This window comes from Croceivirga lutea (assembly GCF_014235875.1).
Lineage (GTDB): Bacteria > Bacteroidota > Bacteroidia > Flavobacteriales > Flavobacteriaceae > Croceivirga > Croceivirga lutea.
The window spans coordinates 283,450-305,326 of sequence record NZ_JACJUK010000004.1 but is presented as its reverse complement, the minus strand read 5'-3'; the positions used below and the strand labels follow the sequence as shown (position 1 = coordinate 305,326).

The window sequence follows — 21,877 nt, the reverse complement described above, 5'->3', positions numbered from 1 at the left end:
CTTTTAGTTTTTGGCCATTCCAATTAAAGCATCAGCATTAGCTGCTTCTGAGGAATTTGGAAATTCTTCTTTAATACGTTCAAAATACGATACGGCCTTAGCCTTCTCGTTTGTATTCATTGCAATAATACCTGCTTTATACAAAAACTTAGGTGTAGTAAAATCGTTCTCACTATGACGTATAGCTTTTTCATAATAATCTAAAGCTTCACTAGGTTGCTCTAATTGTGAAAAAGCATCGCCAATAGCTCCTTTTGCCAATGCGCCTAATATGGCATCGTCAGAAGAAAACTCCTCTAAATATGCAATAGCTTCTTTATAATTTTGTTGATTTAGGTACGCCATACCCGCAGAATATTTAGCCAAGTTCGCAGCTTTGGTACCTTTATATTCACTAATAATATCTAAGAAACCGTATTTACCTTCAGCACCTTCTAAGGCAAGATTTAATAATGAATCTTTTTGAGCCGAATTCTGCATAGCTTCATCAAAAAATTGTTGTGGATAATACAACTCATTAGAAGCTTCAATTTCTTTTGGCTCTTGTATAAACTTGGTATACCCAAGATAGCCTAAAACGCCAAGAGCAATTGCGCCTATAACTCCCAAAATGTAGTTTTGGTTTTTAGAAACCCATTCTTCAGATTTAGAAGCACTTTCATCTAAACTACTGAATACTTCAGCAGTTGTGCTGTTTTCCTCTTCAACAATTTGTTTCTCAACTTTTGTTTTGGGTTTGTAGCCTCTCTTTTTGTATGTTGCCATCCTTAGGTTTTTAATCGCGCAAAAATAAAGCTTTTATCAAAAAAGAAAAGGTTATTTATTCTTTAATTTTGAAAGCCTAAAAATGAATCCTCAACAAAAGAAGGCTACAACTAAATGCTCATAAAACATTTATCCTTAGTTAATTATAAGAATTTTGCATCAAAAGAGTTAGAGTTTGCTACCTCTATAAATTGTTTTGTAGGAAAAAACGGCGTGGGTAAAACCAATATTTTAGATGCAATTTATCATCTTTCTTATGGCAAAAGTTATTTTAACCCTGTAGCCACCCAAAACATAAAACACACTGAAGATTTCTTTGTTTTGGAAGGAGAGTTTGAAAAAAATGATAGAATTGAGAAAATTGTTTGCAGTTATAAAAAGGGTGCAAAAAAAGTAATTAAACGAAATGGTAAAGCGTATGAGAAGTTTTCTGAACACATTGGACTTTTACCAGTAGTACTAATTTCTCCAGCTGATAGAGATTTAATCTTGGAGGGTAGTGAAACCCGTAGAAAGTTTATAGACGGGGTAATCTCACAATCAGATAAAGCTTACTTATCTACTCTAATTAAGTATAACAAAGTTTTGGCGCAGCGTAATTCGTTATTAAAATACTTTGCCGCCAACCATACTTTTGACCAAACCAATCTTGAAATTTACAATCAACAGTTAGCGGAATACGGTAGCCAAATTTATCAAAAGAGAAAATTGTTTTTAGACATATTTATACCCATATTTAAAGAACAATACCAACTAATTTCTAAAAATGTTGAAGAAACCAATATTGGTTATCAAAGTAAGCTTTCTCAAAAATCTTTAGCTGAATTACTTTTAGAAAATAGCGCCAAAGACCGTGCGTTACAATATACCTCTGTGGGTATTCATAAAGACGATTTAGAGTTGACCATTAATGGCTATCCTGTTAAAAAGTTTGGTAGTCAAGGGCAACAAAAATCATTTTTGATTGCCTTAAAACTTGCGCAGTTTTATTTCATTAGCAAAGAAGCCAAAACTACTCCTATTCTATTGTTAGACGATATCTTTGACAAATTAGACGAGCAACGCGTTTCGCAATTGGTATCTTTAGTAAATAAAGAAGAATTTGGTCAGCTATTTATAAGTGACACCCATGCTGAACGAACTGAACATGTAGTAAAACAGATTGAACAAGAGTATAAAATTTTTACACTGTAAAATGAAAATTAAAATTGGATTTTTTTTACTATTGATACTAGTTACAGGCTGTAATAAACCTAGAGAATATGCGGTAAGTGATTTTCAAAACTTGAACGGTTATTGGGAGATTACCGAAGTAATTTATCCTAACGGAGAAAAGAAAAAATACAGTATAAGCACTACTGTAGATTACATTAAAATTGATAGCTTAATTGGCTACCGTAAAAAAGTGCAACCCAAATTAGACGGTACATTTACCGTTAGTGAAGACCAAGTTAATTTTCGTATTTTAAAGAAGTCTGACAAAGGCTATTTTTTCTCCTACCAAAACGGAATAGATTCTTGGCAAGAAGGTGTTAATTTTCTGGGTGTTGATTATTTTTCTGTAAAAACTATTGATGGCCTAGTATATTGTTATGACCGTTATAAACCCATAAATATAACTAGTGATGGCAAAACGACAGAATGAACAACTACACCTTAGTGATGCCTTAAAAGAGTTTATTAAAGAAAATAAACTTGAAAAAGGCATGAATAAAGTCAATGCCCGTGAAGCATGGAAAAATCTTATGGGTAATGGTGTTAACAATTACACTACTCAAGTTGAGCTAAAAAATGACACGCTTTATGTTTCGCTATCTTCTTCGGTTTTACGAGAAGAGTTATCTTACGGCAAAACAAAAATTATAAAAATGCTCAATGATGATATGGGCAAAGAACTGATTAAAAAAATTGTTCTACGGTAATAAAAAAAGCCACCTTAATGGGTGGCTTTTTTTAAATAAGTTTCTTTTTTCTTAGAAAATTTCTCTTCCTGCAAAGTGGAAATTACTTTCTATGCCTGCATTTTCATCACTATCAGAACCGTGAACCGCATTTTCTGCCACACTTGAAGCGTACAATTTTCTAATGGTACCTTCAGCTGCATCTGCAGGGTTAGTAGCACCAATTAAAGCTCTAAAATCTTCAACAGCATTGTCTTTTTCTAATACCGCTGCAACAATTGGTCCTCTGGTCATAAATTCAACTAATTCTCCAAAGAATGGTCTTTCTTTATGTATAGCATAAAAAGTTTCTGCATCTCTTTGACTTAGTTGTGTATATTTCATAGCCACGATTTTAAAACCAGCAGCAGTGATTTTTTGTAGAATAGCACCGATGTAACCTTTTTCAACGGCGTCTGGCTTAATCATGGTAAACGTTCTGTTTCCTGTCATTTTTTGAAATTTTGCGCAAAATTACGTTTTCAAGCTGCATCATACAAGCTTTAATACATTTGTTTGTATTGCTCTAGTATTTGTTCATTATCTCCCATTATTTTAAAAACCACTTCTTTAGATTTTAAATTAAGCTCAACTATACCATAACTTGTTGTTGAAATTACCTTACCTACTCTATACCTATTTGGCTCTGAAGTAAAACTGGTATAAGCATGTGTTAGTCCGCTACTTGTAAAATCTACTAACGGATTAGCAAAATTTTTATCAACTGAAAATTCAGAAATATGGCGGTCACCAGATAAGATTATTACTCCTTTTGCTTTGCTCTTTTTAATGATGTCTTTCAATTTTTCAACCTCTTTTGGAAAGTTCGCCCACTTTTCAAAACCATGTTCACTTGATAGAAATTGAATGCTCGAAACTAAAATATTGAATTCTGCAGTTGAGTTGGTAAGCTCTCTTTCTAACCATTTCCACTGTGCATCTCCTAGTATAGTTTTGCTAGGGTCACTATCAGCCTCATATCTTTTACCTTTTACTTCACTTTGTTTTAAGGTACTTCTAAAATAGCGGGTATCTAAATTTAAAATTTTAACCGCTCCAAAATCTTTTTGGATACTAACCGTAGAATAAGTTCCTTCTTTTTTACGCCATTTGTCATTTTTTGCTAACCCCATAAAGTCATAGAAGGCTTCTTGACTTTCTTTTTTGGCTTCAAATTCAACACCCCCATCATTTAATCCGTAATCATGGTCATCCCAAACGCCAGTTATGGTAACATTTTCTTTCAATTTCGCATAGGCAGGAATAGCATTTTGAGCCCTATACATGGCTTTAAGTTTAACCATGTCATCTGTATCTGCGTAAATATTATCACCGCCCCAAATAAAAATATCTGGTTGGTAACGTAAAATATCATCCCAAAAAACATTGGTCACATCATGCTTGTTACAAGAGCCAAAAGCAATCTTAATTATTTGTTTAGAATTTTCTTCAACGGCATTTTCAATTTTACCTGAAAGTTGATTTGATTTACAGGAAACTAGAAGGATTAAAAAAGAAAAAGCATATTTAAATTTAGACATTGCGTACTGTTTAAGACTGTAAATTTAAAAAGTGTAAGTTAATGGCTATGTTATATTATTGTATTTTTGACGTATGCTTGAAAGTCAAATTGCAGCGGTAAAATCTTACTTGTCGCAACCTAAAAAAATTGTAATTGTAGTTCATAAAAATCCAGATGGTGATGCCATTGGCTCTGGTTTGGGTTTAAAACATTTCTTGCAAAAACAAAATCATGATGTAAATCTTATTGTGCCCAATGAGTATCCTAAGTTTTTAAAATGGGTACCGGGTAATAAAGATATTGTAAATTATGAATGGGAGAATGGCAAATCTAAAGGGCTCATTCAAACCGCTGATTTAATTTTTACGCTAGATTTTAATCATTTTTCAAGAACTGGAGCCATGCAAACTGATTTGGAAAAGGCTTCAGCTGATTTTATAATGATTGACCATCATCAACAACCCGATGATTACGCTAAGGTTACCTATTCTGATGTTAGTATGAGCTCTACATGTGAAATGGTATACAACTTCATTGAAGCGTTAGATGGCTTACCTGCAATAGATGAAGCAATTGCCAGCTGTTTGTATACAGGAATAATGACAGATACTGGCTCTTTTAAATTTGCAAGCACAACAAGTAGAACACACCGAGTTGTTGCCGATTTAATCGACAAAGGCGCCAAAAACACTTTAATTCACCAAAGCGTATTTGATTCAAACTCTTTTTCAAGATTGCAGCTGTTAGGCATTGCACTTAACAACTTAACGGTAAATGAAGATTTGAGAACGGCTTATACCTTTTTATCTCAAGATGAACTTAATAAACATAGCTTTTCTAAAGGAGATACAGAGGGGTTTGTTAACTATGGACTCACACTTGAGAATGTTATTTTTGCTGTAATATTTATAGAAAATAAAGACGAGAATATTATCAAAATATCGTTTAGATCTATTGGTGATTTTTCTGTAAACGAGTTTGCCAGAGCCCATTTTAATGGTGGAGGCCATAATAATGCCGCTGGGGGCAGAAGTGATGATAATCTTCAAAAAACTATTGATAAATTTGTGGCCTTATTACCGCAATACAAAGAACAATTGACTAAATGAAGTCTACATTCATCCTTCTATTTTTAACTATACTTCTAGTTTCTTGTAATGAAATTGAACCCAGAAGACCCGTGCAAAAAAAGTCAGGCTCTTTTATAGAAGCTTCGGTAGAACGTAGTAAAAAACTTTTAGCTCAAGAAGAAAGCTACATAAAATCTTTAATCGAAAAAGATACCGTAAATACCTACCTAAGTAGTAATTATGGTTTTTGGTATTACTACAACCAAAAAGTTGATTCTCTTACCTATTTACCTCAACCAGATGATGAGGTGGTTCTTAGCTATAATCTTCTCAGCCTGAAAAATGATACTATTTATAGCACTGATGAAATTGGTGAAACTCAAATTATGGTTGATAAATCTCAACTCTTTCCTGGCCTTAGAAATGCCTTAAAATTGCTCAAAGAAGGTGAACAAGCAACATTTTTATTTCCCTCGTCTACAGCTTTTGGTTATAAAGGAGATGATAATAAAATAGGGCCTAACACGCCCCTAAAAACAAATTTAGAAATAGTTAAAATCATAAAACAAAAAGATAGTTTAAACCCTAGTAGATAATGAAAAAATTAGTTTTTAGTTTAAGCCTAGTACTGCTATTAATCGCTGGTTGTAAAACAGCAAAGCATGCCGATTTAGGTGACGGAATTTTTGCTGACATTCAAACTAATAAAGGAGCTATTGTTGTGAAACTTTATCATAACGCAACTCCTGTAACCGTAGCAAACATGGTTTCTTTAGCAGAAGGTACCAACGAGTTTGTGAGCGATAGTTTAAAAGGCAAAAAGTATTATGACGGTCTTATTTTTCATAGAGTTATGAAAGATTTTATGATTCAAGGTGGTGACCCCCAAGGTACTGGAACTGGTGGTCCAGGATACCGTTTTGCTGATGAAATTGTAGATACCCTAAAACATGTAAAAGGAAAACTTTCCATGGCAAATGGTGGTCCAAAAACAAATGGCAGTCAGTTTTTTATTGTTCATAAAGACTCAACACCATGGCTAAATGGTATACATACTGTTTTTGGTGAAGTTGTTCACGGTTTTGAAGTGGTTGATAGTATAGCCAATGTACAAATAGGTGCTTCTAACAGACCTATTGAGAATGTGGTAATGAACCATGTTGAAATTATTAGAAATGGCAAAGAGGCTAAAAAATTCGATGCTAATTCTGTAATGGCTTCTTATTTTGAAGAAGAGAAAAAGGTAGAGGAAGCTCTTAAAAAATTGAAAGATGACTTTGTACTAGAAGTTAATGAACAAATAGAAAATGCCCAAGAAACCAACTCTGGTCTACGTATGCTAACTTTAGTAGAAGGCGAAGGAGAACAACCAAAAACAGGACAACAAGTTTGGGTAAATTATGTGGGCTACCTAATGCAAAACGGTAATTTGTTTGATACCAGTATTAAAGAAGTAGCTGAGAAATATGACAATTTTGCTCAAATAAATCAAATGCATAGAGGTAATTTTTCTCCTGCAAAAATGAATTACAGTCCAGATGCACAATTAGCTCCTGGTTTTAGAGAAGGGTTACTAAGTATGAAGGTAGGCGATAAAAAACGATTATTTATTCCACCTCATTTAGGTTATGGAGACCGTGATTATGGACCTATACCAGGTGGTTCTACATTAATTTTTGATGTTGAATTAATCGAAATTGTAGACTAAATTATATGAATCCAAAATTAAAGAACGGAATTGCATTAAGTCTTATTCCACAATTAATTTTGGTTAAATGGTTAAGCCACTACCCAGAAGTGGTAGAAGCATATTATTCTGAAGGAATTTATCCTGTTATCTCAAAGTTTTTGAGACTCTTAACAGGATGGGTTCCTTTTTCTGTTGGAGACTTGTTATATACCCTTTTATCAATCTTAGCAATAAGATATGTCTACCGCAGTTGGAAAAAAATAAAAAGTAAACCTCTTTTATTCTTAAGAGATATAGCAACCACTTTAGCAATAACGTACTTTGTTTTTCATTTATATTGGGGACTCAACTATTATCGTTTACCTATAAACGAAAAACTAAATTTCTCAGTAACATACACACAAGAAGAATTGGTGAATTTTACTATGAAAATTGCTGAGACCACAAATAGGTTACAAGAAGAAATAACTAAAGACACCACACTACCCGTAAAGGTACCTTATACCATACAAGAAATCTATCAAAAAACAGAGCATAGTTACGCCAGGGGGGCCAAAGTATTTCCGTTTTTTGAATACAAAAACCCTAGTTTAAAGTCTTCAATATATTCGTTGCCGCTAACGTATATGGGGTATGGTGGTTATTTAAATCCGTTTACCAATGAAGCTCAGGTTAACAAAAAAGTACCTGCTGTACGTTTACCTTCGATAAGTGGACATGAGGTTGGTCATCAATTAGGATATTCCTCAGAAAGTTCTACCAATTTTATTGGCTTATTAGTGACTTCGGCTAATGAAGATAAATACTTTCAATATGGAGCTCAACTTCACGGATTATCCTATTGTTTATCAGATTTAAAGCAAAAAGATGAGGCCGTGTTTAACGCTATTTTTGCCGAATTAAATAGTGGTGTAAAAAAGAATTTTGAAGAGCTTTATCTGTTTTGGGAACGGTATGAAAATCCTACCGAACCAATTTTCAAAGCCATTTTTAATAGCTTTTTAAAAGCTAACAATCAAAAAGATGGCATACAGAGCTATAACGCTGTAGTTGGTTTGTTAATAGGTTTTGATAGAGGGCCTAACTAACTACTTGTTCAATACTATCCTTTCCCCTACCTTTAGAATCAGACTAATTCAAAAATTCACTACATGAAAATGAGACTTTTAGCTCTCGCATTTTTGCTATGCGGGACCTTGGCATTCTCTCAAGACTACTTTCCTGAGAATGCAGGAGTAAAATCCAAAAACAACAATTATATGGCATTTACAAATGCCAAGATTTATGTAAGTCCTTCGCAGGTAATAAACAAAGGAACTTTACTTATTAAAGACGGCAAAGTTGTCGCTGTTGGCAGCTCGGTAACATTACCTGCCAATACCGTTACAGAAGACGTAACAGGCATGACCATTTACCCATCATTTATTGATGCTTTTACAGATTTTGGTATTGCTAAACCAAAACGTGCTGAAGGCGGTGGTCGTTCTGCACAGTATGAGGCTTCTAGAGAAGGTTTTTATTGGAATGACCATATTATGCCAGAAAATAATGCGGTTGAAAAATTTACTTACGATACCAAATCAGCAAAAAAATATAGAGAAGCTGGTTTTGGAGTAGTAAATGCTCATATACAAGATGGTATTGCCAGAGGCACTGGCGTTTTGGTAGCCTTAAATGATATGGGAACTGCTGGTGACCGTATTATAGAAGATGAATCGGGGCAATTCTTTTCATTTGATAAAAGCATAACTAGCAGACAATCTTACCCAACGTCATTAATGGGTTCTACAGCTTTGATGAGACAAGTATATCATGACTTAAAGTGGTATGAAAGTGGTAGTGTGGACACTAAAGACAGGTCTCTAAAAGCATTAGCTAAAAATAAAGGACTACCACAATTTTTTGCTGCGGGCGGGAATGGAAACATCTCAAGAGCAGATAAAATTGGGGACCAGTTTGGTATTAATTACATTATTCTTGGTGCTGGTGATGAATATGAAAGAATTGAAAGTGTAAAGAAAACGGGAGCTAAACTCATTGTGCCAGTTAACTTTCCAAAAGCCTATGATGTTAGTGACCCCTTTGCTGCTTCTTATGTAAATATTGCGGAAATGAGACATTGGAATTTAGCACCTTCTAACCCTAAAATTCTTGCAGATAATTCCATTGAATTTGCGTTAACTACGCATGAGTTGAGTTCCACTTCAGATTTTGGGGCAATGCTTAGAAAGGCAATTGAACGTGGGCTTCAGAAAGAGCAGGCTCTTGCTGCTTTAACTACAATTCCTGCTAATGTTTTGGACAAGTCTAATGAAATAGGAACACTTGAATCTGGTAAGTACGCTAATTTCTTAATTACTTCTGGTGATGTTTTTGAAAAAGAAACCACCATTTACGAGAATTGGGTGCAAGGGCAAAAACATCAATTAGCGGATAAAAATATAAAAGATATCAGAGGAGAGTATACCCTAAATGCTGGTGGTAACTCTTACAAAATGAGCTTAACTGGTAAACTTGAAAGTCCTTCCATAGAAATCAAAAAAGATACCGTTAAACTACCTTCTAAATTATCTTACAAAAACAATTGGATAAATTTTTCTTTCTCAACAGACGAGGGTAGTAAAAGTTATATTATGACAGGTTTGGTAACCAAAGGCAGTGATGCATTAAGTGGAAAACTAATTATGCCGAATGGTAACGAAACCACCTTTTTAGCTTCTAAAGTTGACCAGTTTTCAAGTGAAAAGAATAAAAATGAGTCATCTGAACAGGTAGCAAAACTTATGAATTTGACCTACCCTAATTTAGGCTATGGGTACAAATCTAAACCTACACCAAAAACAATGCTCTTTAAAAATGCTACGGTTTGGACAGGTTTTGAAATTCTTGAAAATACTGACGTACTAGTTAAAAACGGTAAAATTGCTAAAGTGGGTAAAGACCTCAACGGAGGTGGCGCTACTGTAATTGATGCAACTGGTAAGCATTTAACTTCTGGCATTATAGATGAACATTCTCATATTGCCGGATTATCTATTAACGAAGCTGGACATAATTCGTCTGCTGAAGTTCGAATGACAGATGTTTTAGACCCTAAAGACATAAATATTTACAGAAATCTTGCGGGTGGGGTAACTACTTTTCAGTTATTACATGGTTCGGCCAATCCTATTGGAGGACAATCTGCAATAATAAAATTAAAATGGGGTGAAGATGTTGACGGATTGGTTTTTCCAGACATGCCAAAGTTTATCAAGTTTGCTTTAGGTGAAAATGTAAAACAAAGTAACTGGAGCAGCTATTCTAGATTTCCGCAAACTAGAATGGGTGTAGAACAAGTAATGGTTAACTACTTTCAACGTGCTAAAGAATACGATGCGCTTAAAAAAAGTGGGAAGCCTTATCGCGTAGATGAAGAACTAGAAACCTTAGCTGAGATTTTAAATGGTGAACGTTTTATTAGCTGTCATAGTTATGTTCAAAGCGAAATAAATATGCTAATGAAAGTTGCTGAAAAATTTAATTTTAGAATTAACACCTTCACTCATATTCTAGAGGGCTATAAAGTTGCTGATAAAATGAAAGAACATGGTGTAGGCGGTTCAACTTTTAGCGATTGGTGGGCTTACAAATATGAAGTAAAAGATGCCATACCCTACAATGCAGCAATTATGGCTAGCCAAGGCGTTACTGTGGCTATAAACAGTGATGATAGAGAAATGAGTAGAAGACTTAATCAAGAAGCGGGTAAAACCATGAAGTATGGTGGTGTAGATGAAATTGAAGCTTGGAAAATGGTAACGTTAAATCCAGCGAAATTACTTCATATAGACAACAAGGTAGGTAGTATTGAAGAAGGTAAAGATGCAGATTTAGTGTTGTGGACAGATTATCCACTTTCTGTTTACGCAAAGGCAGAAAAAACTATTATTGATGGTGCTGTTTATTTTGATAAAGACTTAGATGAAGCTCAGCGTGCAGCAATTCAAAAAGAGCGAGCTGAATTAACACAAATGATGCTAGATGAAAAAGCAGGTGGTGCTAAAACACAAAAACCTGTACAACGTAAAAAGAGACACTTTGAATGTAACACCCTTTAATTTTAAAAAAATGAAAAATATTATTGTAATACTATCAATTTTGTGGGGTGGATTAATGCTTGCACAACAAACCCCGGCCGGTCCTCAAAGTGAACCTATGGCTATAGAAGGGGCAACCGCACATTTAGGCAATGGTGAAATTATTGAAAATGCATTGCTTATTTTTTCTGAAGGTAAGCTTACGTTTGTAGGTAGTGCCAATGCTAGAATTGCCAGACCTGCAAAAGTTATCAACGCTCAAGGTAAACACGTGTATCCAGGCATTATAGCTCCAGCAAAGTCTTTAGGTTTAATAGAAATTAACGCCGTTAGAGCTAGTGATGATGAAGATGAAATTGGAGAAATTATCCCTCATGTTCGCAGTTTAATTGCTTACAATGCAGAATCTCAAGTTGTAGAAAGTATGCGCCCAAATGGTGTGTTACTTGGGCAAACTACCCCTCAAGGCGGAACCGTTTCTGGCACCTCTTCTATTGTTCAGTTTGATGCTTGGAACTGGGAAGATGCCGCTGTTAAAGTTGATGATGGTATCCATTTACATTGGCCAAATGCGTTTAAACGCGGCCGTTGGTGGATGGGTGAAGACCCTGCTTATAAACCAAACAAGGATTATTCAGATGAAATAGAAAAGCTAAAAACTTTTATGGAAAATGCCGTAGCTTATAACAGCACGCAACCAGAAGAAAACAATCCAGCTTTTGAAGCTATGAAAGGTGTTTTTAATGGTGAACAAAAATTATTTATCTACGCCGATAGAGAAAAAGAAATTGTTGATGCTGTGGTAACAATAAAAGACGCCGGGGTTAAACACGTTGTCTTAATTGGTGGATACCAATCCTATAAGGTTACTGATTTTCTAAAAAAACATAACGTAGCGGTTTTAGTAAGACGAACCCATAGTCTTCCTGAAGCTGATGATGATGACTACGATTTACCGTATAAATTACCTAAACTTTTAACTGATGCCGGTTTATTAGTTGGCCTTCAAAACGAAGATGCCAGCAATTTTCAAACTAGAAATTTACCATTCTACGCCGGTCAAGTAGTTGGTCAAGGAATGGAAAAAGAAAAAGCATTACAATTAATTACGGGTAACAATGCCAAAATTTTAGGTATTGATGACCAATATGGTACGTTAGAAGTTGGTAAAAGTGCAACACTTTTTGTTTCAGAAGGTGATGCATTAGACATGCAAGGCAATCAGTTAAACCATGCCTTTATAGATGGAAGAGAAATCTCTTTAGAAACCCATCAAACAAAACTTTGGAAACGTTATATGGGTAAATACAACAGTCAAAAATAAAATCAATAGGTAACCATTTAAAAGCGCCACTTTGAAAACAAAGTGGCGCTTTACTTTTGAAAAAAGCTTTTCTTAATTCTCTTTTTCAAAATAAATAGCCCCTTCTGGTTTTTTATAAAAGTCTTTGGACATTGCCTCTGTTGATACCTGAATAGCTTCAAACTTTACCGTGTTTCTAACAGCAATTAATTTGTCATCTTCTACAGAATACCAAGAAATAGAATTTGGTAATTTAAGTGTGTTATATGTTCCCCAGTCGTTGTAACGAATCCAATTCACCTTATCTGAAGTCTCTCCTGTTCTGTATGTTACAGTATATCCTAACCATTCCATTTGATTGGTTTGACTATTATAATGCACATAATATTCATCTTTAGATGAAGTACCTACCCCATCATTAAAAGAAATTTTAATTCCAGGATATTGTATTCCTTCAAACTTAATAGGTTCCGTTGGCGTATAAATAATTCCATCATCTGCTAACACAAAGGGCATCGCAAAAAAATAGAACATTAAATTATGGTAGAAATCTACGTTACCTTCATAGTTCTCATCTTTTGCTAAAACCCAAGGTTTACTGCCATCGTATCCTAAATCAAAATCTTCAGAAGTTATTTTATCAAATCTTTTTATGAGGTCTATAGTATGCGTTTCTGGATTACCCGGTTTTGGTAAAATGTAAGAAAGTGTTTGTTGTTTTCTCCAATTATCAATTCCGCCGTGCGCTTCAAAAACATTGTGTATTGCTTCTGGATAATCTTGCGTACTTATTTCTTCTATTTTTTTGGATGTTTGGTCTGTTGTCTCTTGAGTTTTCTTTTGGTTGCAGGATAGCATACATACAGAAATAATAAAAAAGGCTATGGTATATTTCATCTTACTAATTTTGATTATAGTCGAGAAAAATAAAATTCATTACATTTTACATCAATTATGATTTCAAGCTAACATTATGAATAAATTATCACTGTTTTTATTTACATCCCTACTTTTTGGATATTCTTTTGCACAAGACAATTCCGGATTGCTTGCAGAAGACGCTGAGCTACAAGAAATAACGCAAGATTTTAAGTTTACTGAAGGCCCAATAGCTGACCCTTTTGGTAATGTATATTTTACAGACCAGCCCAATAACAGAATTTTAAAGTGGAATGCTTTAACCAATGAAGTTTCAACCTATTTAGAACCTTCAGGAAGAGCAAACGGATTGTTTTTTGACAAGCAAGGAAATTTATATGCATGCGCTGATGAAAAATTTGAACTCTGGAAAATAGCTCCTTCAAAAGAAATCACAATTTTAGAATCTAATTATAAAGACCAAAAATTTAATGGCCCTAATGACCTTTGGATTGATAATAAAGGAGGTATATACTTTACAGACCCCTATTATCAAAGACCTTATTGGAAGAGACAAACTGGTGAAATAGATGGTCAACATTTATATTACAGAACTCCAAACGGTGAGCTTTTAAAAGTTGAAGATTCTTTTGTTCAACCTAATGGGTTAATAGGTACGTTTGATGGTAAAAAACTCTACGTTGCTGATATTGGAGATAAAAAAACATACCGGTTTACTATTAATGCTGATGGTTCTCTTAGCAACAAAACACTATTTACAGAAATGGGTTCAGATGGTATGACTATTGACAATAAAGGCAATATATACCTAACAAATGAAAATGGAGTAACTGTTTTCAACTCTAATGGCAAAGAAATTCTAAATATTCCCATACCTAAAAATTGGACAGCTAATGTTACCTTTGGTGGCAAATACAATCGAACGTTGTTTATAACAGCAATGGATGCCGTTTACACTTTAAAAATGAATGTAAACGGGGGCAATTCGGTTGAATAATTAAGCTTTTCTTGAATAATTTTATTGAAATAAGTAGTACTCAAAATCCTTTAGTAAAACAGGTCTTAGTTTTAAAGGATAAGTCTCGGGAGCGCAAAAAATCAGGGCTATTTGTTATCGAAGGTCAACGAGAAATTGAACTTGCTAAAAAAGGCAATTACATTTTTGACACCCTCTTAATCTGTACCGAAATTTTTGGAGATGATTTTACAGATTTTCCAGAGTGTAAGCACTACAGTATTACAAAAAACATATTTAATAAAATTGCGCATCGTGGCTCCACAGAAGGTATTATTGCTATTTGCCAAACAAAAAAACACAGCTTAGATACGATAATACTAAGAGACAATCCACTTATTTTGGTTGCAGAAGCGCCAGAAAAACCAGGAAATATTGGAGCACTCTTGCGTACAGCAGACGCAGCTAATATAGACGCCGTACTCATAGCTAACCCTAAATCTGATGTATACAATCCAAACGTTATTCGTTCTAGCGTTGGTTGTGTATTTACAACACAAATTGGCGAAGGGTCTACTAAAACTATTATCCAATTTTTAAAATCGAAAAATTGTAAAATTTACTGTGCGGCTTTAACAGCTTCTAAAAATTATATTGATGTCAATTTCAAAACCCCTTCAGCTATTGTTGTAGGTACAGAAGCCACTGGTTTATCAGATGAATGGCTAAACAATTCAGATGCTAATATTATAATTCCAATGGAGGGTGAAATTGATTCTATGAATGTGTCTGTCTCGGCAGCAATACTTATATTTGAAGCCAAACGCCAACGCGGATTTAGACTTTGAACAGCCAAACTTTATTCTACATTATTATCTGCATCTTGTTGTTGCAGTACGCCATTGATACCGTTTTAGACTACCTAAACGCAAGAAAATTCAATGACCCTATACCAACTGAATTACAAGGTATTTTCGATGAAGAAGAATACCTAAAATCGCAGTCTTACAAAAAAGAAAACTACAGATTTAGTTTAGTTAACGACACTTTTTCAACGTTATCTACACTACTCTTTTTGCTTTTTGGAGGTTTTAATTTGGTTGATAATTGGGTGCAAACCATCACTGAACACAGCATATTACAAGGATTATTATTTTTTGGCATATTAATGTCTGCTGCTAGTTTACTTAGTTTTCCTTTTGGCTACTATCAGACTTTTATAATTGAAGAAAAATTCGGTTTTAACAAAACATCCAAAAGAACATTTTTTAAAGATTTACTTAAAAATGGAATACTGAGTTTGATTTTAGGTGGGGTAATATTGTTTTTAATCTTTTGGTTTTTAAGTTGGGCAGGAACTTATTTTTGGTTGTATGCCTGGGGATTATTGGTGTTTTTAATGCTTTTTATAAACCTATTTTACACCAAATTAATTGTTCCGATTTTTAATAAACAATCGCCCTTAGAAGCAGGCAGTTTAAAAAATGCTATTGAGCAATATGCTCAAAAAGTAGGATTTAATTTAGATAATGTTTTTGTTATAGATGGTTCAAAAAGAAGTACTAAATCTAACGCCTATTTTTCTGGATTTGGTAAACAAAAAAGAGTAACGCTTTTTGATACACTTATTAACGACTTAAATCAAGATGAAATAGTAGCGGTTCTAGCCCACGAAGTAGGGCATTACAAGAGAAACCACATCATAATAAACATGATAATGAGTATTTTGGTTTCTGGTTTTACGCTTTACATTTTATCGCTTTTTGTTAATACCCCAGAGCTATCTTTGGCCATTGGGGTAGAAAGAGTAAGTTTTCATGCAGCATTAATTGGTTTTACCTTACTCTACAGCCCCATTTCTACGATAACAAGTTTGGTGTTGAATTTTTTATCAAGAAAATTTGAGTTTCAAGCTGATGATTATGCAAAAGAAACCTATGACGCCTCCCCGTTAATTTCTTCGCTAAAAAAGCTTTCTAAAAATAATTTAGGAAATCTTACTCCCCATCCATTGTATGTGATTATGAATTATTCTCATCCTCCTTTGGCTGAAAGAATTCGTAACCTTAAGGCATAATTTTTGTTGTTTCAATTGAAAGATTGTGATACATTTAATTTACAATGGCAGAATTAACACTGGAACAAGAAAATAAAGAAATTGCTAAGCAGTATAAAGAGCTACTTAGAATTAGCTATCAGACCTTAACAGATGAGGATAAAAAACTGATACGCTCAGCTTTTGATGTTGCAGTAGATGCGCACAAAGACCAGCGAAGAAAATCGGGTGAAGCCTATGTATTTCATCCTATCGCTGTGGCTAAAATTGTAGCTTCTGAAATAGGATTAGATGCAATTTCTATTGCTTCTGCCCTATTGCACGATGTTGTTGAAGATACACCATATACATTAGACGATATTGAACGTATGTTTGGTGAAACCGTTGCACGTATTGTTAACGGGCTTACTAAAATTGCACACCTTAATAAAGATAGAAATATAAGTCAGCAAGCAGAAAACTTTCGCAAAATGCTGTTGACATTACATGATGATGTTCGAGTAATTATTATAAAAATTGCAGACCGTTATCACAACATGCTAACCATGGATAGCATGCCTGAACACAAACAGGTAAAAATAGCATCAGAAACCTTATATATCTATGCTCCTCTAGCACATAGAATTGGGTTATACAATATAAAAACCCATTTAGAAGATTTAAGTTTAAAGTATACTGAACCTAACGTCTACAATGATATTTTCAATAAAATTGAAGATACCGAAGAAGAACAAGAACAATACATTGAAAACTTTTCTGATGTAATTAGAAAATCTTTAAATAAAGAAGGGTTATCGTACGAAATTAAAGGTCGAATGAAATCTATTTTCTCTATACGGAGAAAAATGAAAAAGCAAAATGTACCCTTTGAAGAAGTTTACGATAAGTTCGCCATACGTATAATCTATAAATCTGACCGTGCTAACGAAAAATTCATTGCATGGAAAATCTACTCTATTGTTACAGACCATTTTACCCCAAATCCTGTAAGATTACGAGATTGGATTACTTCACCAAAGTCTACAGGTTATGAAGCCTTACACATCACCGTAATGGGTCCAATGGGACGATGGGTAGAAGTACAAATTCGTAGTGAGCGTATGCATGAAATTGCAGAAAAAGGTTATGCTGCTCATTTTAAGTATAAACACGGAGAACAAAAAGAACAAGGTATAGAACAATGGTTAAACCGTTTACAAGAAGCATTAGAAAGTGCTAATGGTAATGCAGTTGATTTTGTTGAAGAGTTTAAGCTCAACCTCTATTCTAAAGAAATATTTGTTTTTACACCAACAGGAGATTTAAAATCGTTACCTAAAGGTGCTACCCCACTAGATTTTGCTTTTCATATTCACACTGAAGTAGGAATGAAAACCAGAGGAGCAAAAGTTAATGGCAAACTGGTGCCCCTAAACACAAAATTAAGTAGTGGTGACCAAGTTGAAATTATTACTTCTGAAAGTGCTAAACCCAATCAAAACTGGTTAGATTATGCGCACACAGCCAGAGCACGTGCCAAAATAAAAGCTTCGTTAAGAGAAGAGAAAAAAGAAGTTGCTGAAGAAGGAAAAGAGATTCTTAGAAGAAAATTAAAATCTCAAAAAGTTAATCTCAACGAAGATGTGGTTAACAAAATGGTTTCCTATTTTAAACTGAAAACAAGTTTAGATTTGTTTTTTAGAGTAGGTAATGGAGCTATTGATAATCAAAAAATCAAAGATTTTACCTCTTCCTATAACAACGCTTTTTTAAGCTTTTTCAAAAATAAAATTAGAAAAAGTCCTGTCCCAGAAGATATCAACAAAGATGAGATTACACCAAAATATGATATGTTGGTGTTCGGGGCCGAAGAAGAAAAATTAAGCTATAAACTTTCTAAATGCTGTAATCCCATTCCTGGAGACAATGTTTTTGGTTTTATTAGCGTAAATGATGGTATTAAAGTACACACTAAAACATGTCCGAATGCCATTTCTTTGCAGTCCAATTATGCCTATAGAATTATTAGCGCTAAATGGATAGATTCTAGCCAAGAAGAATTTTCTGCTGATATTGAACTTACTGGTATTGATAATCTTGGTCTTGTAAATGAAATTACTAACAGAATTTCTGAACAGTTACATGTAAATATGCGTAACCTTAATTTCTCTGCTGACGGCGGTACTTTTAAAGGAAAAATTACTCTCGTTGTAAAAAATAATACCATTCTAAATAAAATTATCAACAACCTAAAGCAGATAAATGGTATAGACAAGGTGACTCGTATTTAATTTTTAGATGTAACTTTGTCCTTTACGAATCGCCATATGGAGAACGATAAAAATCAGGAAATTGTAAAAAACGTTTTCACCCAATATTTGGAAGATAAAGGGCACAGAAAAACTCCTGAACGCTACGCTATTTTACAAGAGATTTATGAAAGTGATGAACATTTTGATGTAGAATCTTTATACATTAAAATGAAAACAAAAAATTACCGCGTAAGTAGAGCTACACTTTACAATACTATTGAACTCTTAATGGAATGTAAATTGGTTAGAAAACACCAATTTGGAAGTGCACAAGCGCAATATGAAAAATCGTATTTTGATAGACAACATGATCATGTTATTTTAACAGATACAGGCGAAGTCGTAGAATTTTGTGACCCTAGAATACAATCGATTAAAAAAACTATAGAAGAGGTTTTTGATATTACTATTAATAACCACTCACTCTACTTTTACGGCACACGTAACAAAGCCGAAAACTAAAACCTAACTAAAAATTCATGGTAGATTTATTACTGGGCCTTCAATGGGGAGATGAAGGAAAAGGAAAAATTGTTGATGTTCTTACTAAGGACTATGATATTATTGCTCGTTTTCAAGGCGGACCAAATGCTGGTCACACGCTAGAATTTGATGGTATAAAACATGTTTTACACACCATCCCTTCAGGAATTTTTCATAAAAATGCCATTAATGTGGTAGGTAACGGTGTTGTTATCGACCCAGTTATTTTCAAAAAAGAATTAGACAATCTAGATAAGTTCAATATCGACATTATTAGCAAACTTTTAATATCTAGAAAGGCGCATTTAATTTTACCCACCCACCGTCTGTTAGATGCCGCTTCAGAAGCATCTAAGGGTAAAGCTAAAATTGGTTCTACACTAAAGGGTATTGGACCAACCTATATGGATAAAACCGGTAGAAATGGCATGCGGGTAGGTGATTTAGAGTTTGAAAATTGGAAAGATAAATACAGAGCTCTGGCCGATAAGCATGAAGAATTATTAGGATTCCATAATGTTGATATTGAGTATGATTTGGATGAATTGGAAACTGAATTCTTTGAAGGCATTGCAACCCTAAAAAAGTTGACTTTTATAGATAGTGAACAGTATATTTTTGATGCCATGGCTAGCAACAAAAAAATACTAGCTGAAGGCGCTCAGGGCTCGTTATTAGATATAGACTTTGGTACGTATCCTTTTGTTACCTCATCCAATACAACTGCCGCTGGTGCCTGTACTGGCTTAGGTGTTGCACCAGGAAAAATTGGCAAGGTACTAGGTATTTTTAAAGCCTACACTACAAGGGTTGGTAGCGGCCCTTTTCCAACAGAACTATTTGATGAAGATGGTGAAACTATGGGAAGAGTTGGTAATGAATTTGGTGCTACAACAGGCAGACCAAGACGTTGTGGTTGGTTAGACCTTGTGGCTTTAAAATATGCCGTTCAAATAAATGGTGTAACAGAATTGATGATGATGAAAGCAGATGTTCTTAGTGGGTTTGACACCATAAAAGTTTGTACTGCTTACAACTACAAAGGTGAGCAAATACAGCATTTACCTTACAATATTGAAGAAGATAATGTTAATCCTGTCTATACAGAAATGAAAGGTTGGGCAAAAGACTTAACCAAAATGACCAGTGCAGATGAATTGCCAGAAGCATTACAAAATTACATTATCTATTTAGAGAAAGAGCTAAATGTTCCCATCAAAATTGTCTCTGTAGGACCAGATAGAACGCAAACTATTTTCAGATAATCTGAAATGAATTCGAAAGATTTTAAAACAAAAGTTTCAAGGTTTCTTAGCAATAAGAAACCTTTCTTCTTTTTAGTAAGTTTTGATAAATCACAACAATTGGCATTTAGCTTTTCTGATGCTGAAAAACAAAATATTCTATTTAATCTTAATGGAATTCAAAACCACAGCATATATCACCAAAAAGTAGAATCAGTTCCTAAAATTGAAGTAGAACCGTATACGTTTAAAGACTATTTAAAGGGTTTTGAAACAGTTCATCAAAACCTTAAAGAAGGTAATAGCTTTTTAGTCAACCTTACTTTTCCTTCAAAAATCACAAGTTCTCTAGACCTAATACATATATACCATGCTGCAAAAGCAAAATATAAACTGTTGTTTAAAGACAATTTTGTTTGCTTTTCACCAGAATGTTTTATTAAAATAAAAGATGGCTACATTTACTCGTATCCCATGAAAGGTACTATTGATGCTAGTATACCAAATGCTGAAGAGCTATTATTAAATGATGAAAAAGAACGACAAGAACATAATACTATCGTTGATTTAATTAGAAACGACCTTTCTATAGTTGCCAAAGAGGTAACAGTCACAAAGTTTAGGTATCTAGATAAAATTACAACGGCAAAGGGTGATATATTGCAAACCAGTACAGAAATTAGAGGTAAACTGGCAAAAGACTGGCAAAAGCATTTTTCTTCGATACTTCTGAATATGCTTCCTGCAGGTTCAATCAGTGGGGCACCAAAACCCAAAACAATTGAAATTATTAATACGGCTGAAAACTACGAACGAGGATTTTATACAGGTGTTTTTGGCATTTTTGATGGTGAAAATATTGACTCTGCAGTGGCCATTCGATTTATTGAAAAATCTGAAAACGAATTTTGGTATAAAAGTGGTGGTGGTATTACTCATCAGAGCAACGTAAAAGAAGAATACATTGAATTACTCAACAAAATATACATTCCCACTTTTTGAAAGTGTTTGCGTTAAAGACGGATTAATTCAGCACGCAAATTACCATGAAAATCGTTTTAATGTAGCGTTTCAACGGTATTTCAAAAAAGAGGCTTCTTATACTTTGTTTGATGGCATTGAAATTCCCTCAACATTTACAAATGGAATCGTAAAACTTCGTATTTCTTACGGTGAACATACTAAAGATTGGAAGTTTTCTAACTATAGCAAAAAACCCATTAAAACACTTCAACTAGTTGAACATAAAAACATTGAATATGATTTAAAGTTTGAAGATAGGTCCCAATTGCAGTCCCTTTACCAGAAAAGAAATCTTTGTGATGATATACTACTACTTAAAAATGGTTTTGTGACCGATACCTCATATTGCAATATCATTTTCTACGATGGAAAAGTATGGTACACTCCACATTCGTACCTCTTAAATGGCACTTGTCGTCAACGGTTAATCGATGCAGGTATAGTTAAAACTGCTAACATAACTTCAAAAAACTTACATTCTTATAAAGGATTTCAAGTAATCAATGCTATGCTCGATTTTTGTGAGACTGAAATAAATCCGATTTCAAACATAAAATTATAAATGCCAAACCTTTCC

General features: G+C 34.0%; 21 protein-coding genes. 17 read left to right on the top strand and 4 right to left on the bottom strand.

What is annotated here, in order from left to right; translation table 11 throughout:
- Nucleotides 1-3 precede the first annotated feature (3 nt).
- Nucleotides 4-765 carry a tetratricopeptide repeat protein gene (locus H5V42_RS09690; RefSeq protein WP_185782959.1) on the bottom strand — a complete coding sequence of 254 codons (762 nt, stop codon included), beginning with the start codon at nucleotides 763-765 and terminating at the stop codon, nucleotides 4-6.
- Between the two features lie 114 nt (nucleotides 766-879).
- Here H5V42_RS09690 and recF point away from each other — a divergent pair, with 114 nt between their 5' ends.
- The 3 genes from recF to H5V42_RS09675 are packed head-to-tail and all read left to right on the top strand — an operon-like array spanning nucleotide 880 to nucleotide 2,687.
- Nucleotides 880-1,959 carry a DNA replication/repair protein RecF gene (recF, locus tag H5V42_RS09685; protein WP_185782958.1) on the top strand — a complete coding sequence of 360 codons (1,080 nt, stop codon included), beginning with the start codon at nucleotides 880-882 and terminating at the stop codon, nucleotides 1,957-1,959.
- A 1-nt stretch (nucleotide 1,960) separates the two neighbouring features.
- Nucleotides 1,961-2,410 (top strand): hypothetical protein, encoded by a 450-nt coding sequence (locus H5V42_RS09680; RefSeq protein ID WP_185782957.1) that lies wholly within the window; start codon nucleotides 1,961-1,963, stop codon nucleotides 2,408-2,410.
- The gene (locus tag H5V42_RS09675) at nucleotides 2,391-2,687 is read left to right on the top strand and encodes a DUF721 domain-containing protein (RefSeq protein ID WP_185782956.1); all 297 of its coding nucleotides are present in this window, start codon (nucleotides 2,391-2,393) and stop codon (nucleotides 2,685-2,687) included. The genes H5V42_RS09680 and H5V42_RS09675 overlap by 20 nt, the downstream gene beginning before the upstream one ends.
- Nucleotides 2,688-2,738: 51 nt before the next feature.
- On the opposite strand, the gene H5V42_RS09670 is transcribed toward H5V42_RS09675, so the two are convergent.
- Together H5V42_RS09670 and H5V42_RS09665 are read right to left on the bottom strand one after the other, a co-directional pair.
- Nucleotides 2,739-3,158: a nucleoside-diphosphate kinase gene (locus H5V42_RS09670; RefSeq protein ID WP_185782955.1), complete on the bottom strand. Its 420-nt coding sequence runs from the start codon at nucleotides 3,156-3,158 to the stop codon at nucleotides 2,739-2,741.
- Between the two features lie 50 nt (nucleotides 3,159-3,208).
- Complete coding sequence (locus H5V42_RS09665) at nucleotides 3,209-4,246, bottom strand: alkaline phosphatase D family protein (RefSeq protein WP_185782954.1); 1,038 nt, start codon at nucleotides 4,244-4,246, stop codon at nucleotides 3,209-3,211.
- A 73-nt stretch (nucleotides 4,247-4,319) separates the two neighbouring features.
- Between H5V42_RS09665 and H5V42_RS09660 the strand changes: the two genes are divergently transcribed.
- The 6 genes from H5V42_RS09660 (at nucleotide 4,320) to H5V42_RS09635 (ending at nucleotide 12,390) form a co-directional block, all read left to right on the top strand.
- Nucleotides 4,320-5,336: a DHH family phosphoesterase gene (locus tag H5V42_RS09660; RefSeq protein ID WP_185782953.1), complete on the top strand. Its 1,017-nt coding sequence runs from the start codon at nucleotides 4,320-4,322 to the stop codon at nucleotides 5,334-5,336.
- The gene (gene gldI, locus H5V42_RS09655) at nucleotides 5,333-5,893 is read left to right on the top strand and encodes a gliding motility-associated peptidyl-prolyl isomerase GldI (RefSeq protein ID WP_185782952.1); all 561 of its coding nucleotides are present in this window, start codon (nucleotides 5,333-5,335) and stop codon (nucleotides 5,891-5,893) included. Before H5V42_RS09660 ends, gldI begins: the two co-directional genes overlap by 4 nt.
- A complete protein-coding gene (locus tag H5V42_RS09650) occupies nucleotides 5,893-7,005 on the top strand; it encodes a peptidylprolyl isomerase (protein WP_185782951.1) in 1,113 nt (370 codons plus the stop codon). The genes gldI and H5V42_RS09650 overlap by 1 nt, the downstream gene beginning before the upstream one ends.
- A gap of 5 nt (nucleotides 7,006-7,010) precedes the next feature.
- Complete coding sequence (locus H5V42_RS09645) at nucleotides 7,011-8,075, top strand: DUF3810 domain-containing protein (RefSeq protein ID WP_185782950.1); 1,065 nt, start codon at nucleotides 7,011-7,013, stop codon at nucleotides 8,073-8,075.
- A gap of 63 nt (nucleotides 8,076-8,138) precedes the next feature.
- On the top strand, nucleotides 8,139-11,087 hold the full coding sequence (locus tag H5V42_RS09640; protein ID WP_185782949.1) for an amidohydrolase family protein: 2,949 nt from the start codon (nucleotides 8,139-8,141) through the stop codon (nucleotides 11,085-11,087).
- Between the two features lie 10 nt (nucleotides 11,088-11,097).
- Nucleotides 11,098-12,390, top strand: coding sequence for an amidohydrolase family protein (locus H5V42_RS09635; protein ID WP_185782948.1), 1,293 nt, complete (start codon nucleotides 11,098-11,100; stop codon nucleotides 12,388-12,390).
- A 72-nt stretch (nucleotides 12,391-12,462) separates the two neighbouring features.
- Here H5V42_RS09635 and H5V42_RS09630 read toward each other — a convergent pair whose 3' ends face one another.
- Nucleotides 12,463-13,266, bottom strand: coding sequence for a DUF6503 family protein (locus tag H5V42_RS09630; protein ID WP_185782947.1), 804 nt, complete (start codon nucleotides 13,264-13,266; stop codon nucleotides 12,463-12,465).
- 76 nt (nucleotides 13,267-13,342) lie between these two features.
- Here H5V42_RS09630 and H5V42_RS09625 point away from each other — a divergent pair, with 76 nt between their 5' ends.
- Genes H5V42_RS09625 through H5V42_RS09590 form a run of 8 tightly spaced genes read left to right on the top strand, consistent with a single transcriptional unit; the run spans nucleotide 13,343 to nucleotide 21,862 of the window.
- The gene (locus H5V42_RS09625; RefSeq protein ID WP_185782946.1) at nucleotides 13,343-14,245 is read left to right on the top strand and encodes an SMP-30/gluconolactonase/LRE family protein; all 903 of its coding nucleotides are present in this window, start codon (nucleotides 13,343-13,345) and stop codon (nucleotides 14,243-14,245) included.
- 11 nt (nucleotides 14,246-14,256) lie between these two features.
- The gene (locus H5V42_RS09620; RefSeq protein WP_185782945.1) at nucleotides 14,257-15,051 is read left to right on the top strand and encodes a TrmH family RNA methyltransferase; all 795 of its coding nucleotides are present in this window, start codon (nucleotides 14,257-14,259) and stop codon (nucleotides 15,049-15,051) included.
- On the top strand, nucleotides 15,048-16,280 hold the full coding sequence (locus H5V42_RS09615) for a M48 family metallopeptidase (RefSeq protein ID WP_185782944.1): 1,233 nt from the start codon (nucleotides 15,048-15,050) through the stop codon (nucleotides 16,278-16,280). Before H5V42_RS09620 ends, H5V42_RS09615 begins: the two co-directional genes overlap by 4 nt.
- A gap of 44 nt (nucleotides 16,281-16,324) precedes the next feature.
- A complete protein-coding gene (locus tag H5V42_RS09610) occupies nucleotides 16,325-18,529 on the top strand; it encodes a RelA/SpoT family protein (protein WP_185782943.1) in 2,205 nt (734 codons plus the stop codon).
- Between the two features lie 36 nt (nucleotides 18,530-18,565).
- Entirely contained in the window at nucleotides 18,566-19,012 is a 447-nt protein-coding gene (locus H5V42_RS09605; RefSeq protein WP_185782942.1) for a Fur family transcriptional regulator, read from the top strand.
- Between the two features lie 17 nt (nucleotides 19,013-19,029).
- Nucleotides 19,030-20,298, top strand: a complete 1,269-nt coding sequence (locus tag H5V42_RS09600; RefSeq protein ID WP_185782941.1) for an adenylosuccinate synthase — start codon at nucleotides 19,030-19,032, stop codon at nucleotides 20,296-20,298.
- Nucleotides 20,299-20,304: 6 nt separating this feature from the next.
- Entirely contained in the window at nucleotides 20,305-21,279 is a 975-nt protein-coding gene (locus H5V42_RS09595; RefSeq protein ID WP_185782940.1) for an aminodeoxychorismate synthase component I, read from the top strand.
- Nucleotides 21,242-21,862 carry an aminotransferase class IV gene (locus tag H5V42_RS09590; protein WP_185782939.1) on the top strand — a complete coding sequence of 207 codons (621 nt, stop codon included), beginning with the start codon at nucleotides 21,242-21,244 and terminating at the stop codon, nucleotides 21,860-21,862. The genes H5V42_RS09595 and H5V42_RS09590 overlap by 38 nt, the downstream gene beginning before the upstream one ends.
- The last annotated feature ends 15 nt before the right edge of the window (nucleotides 21,863-21,877 follow it).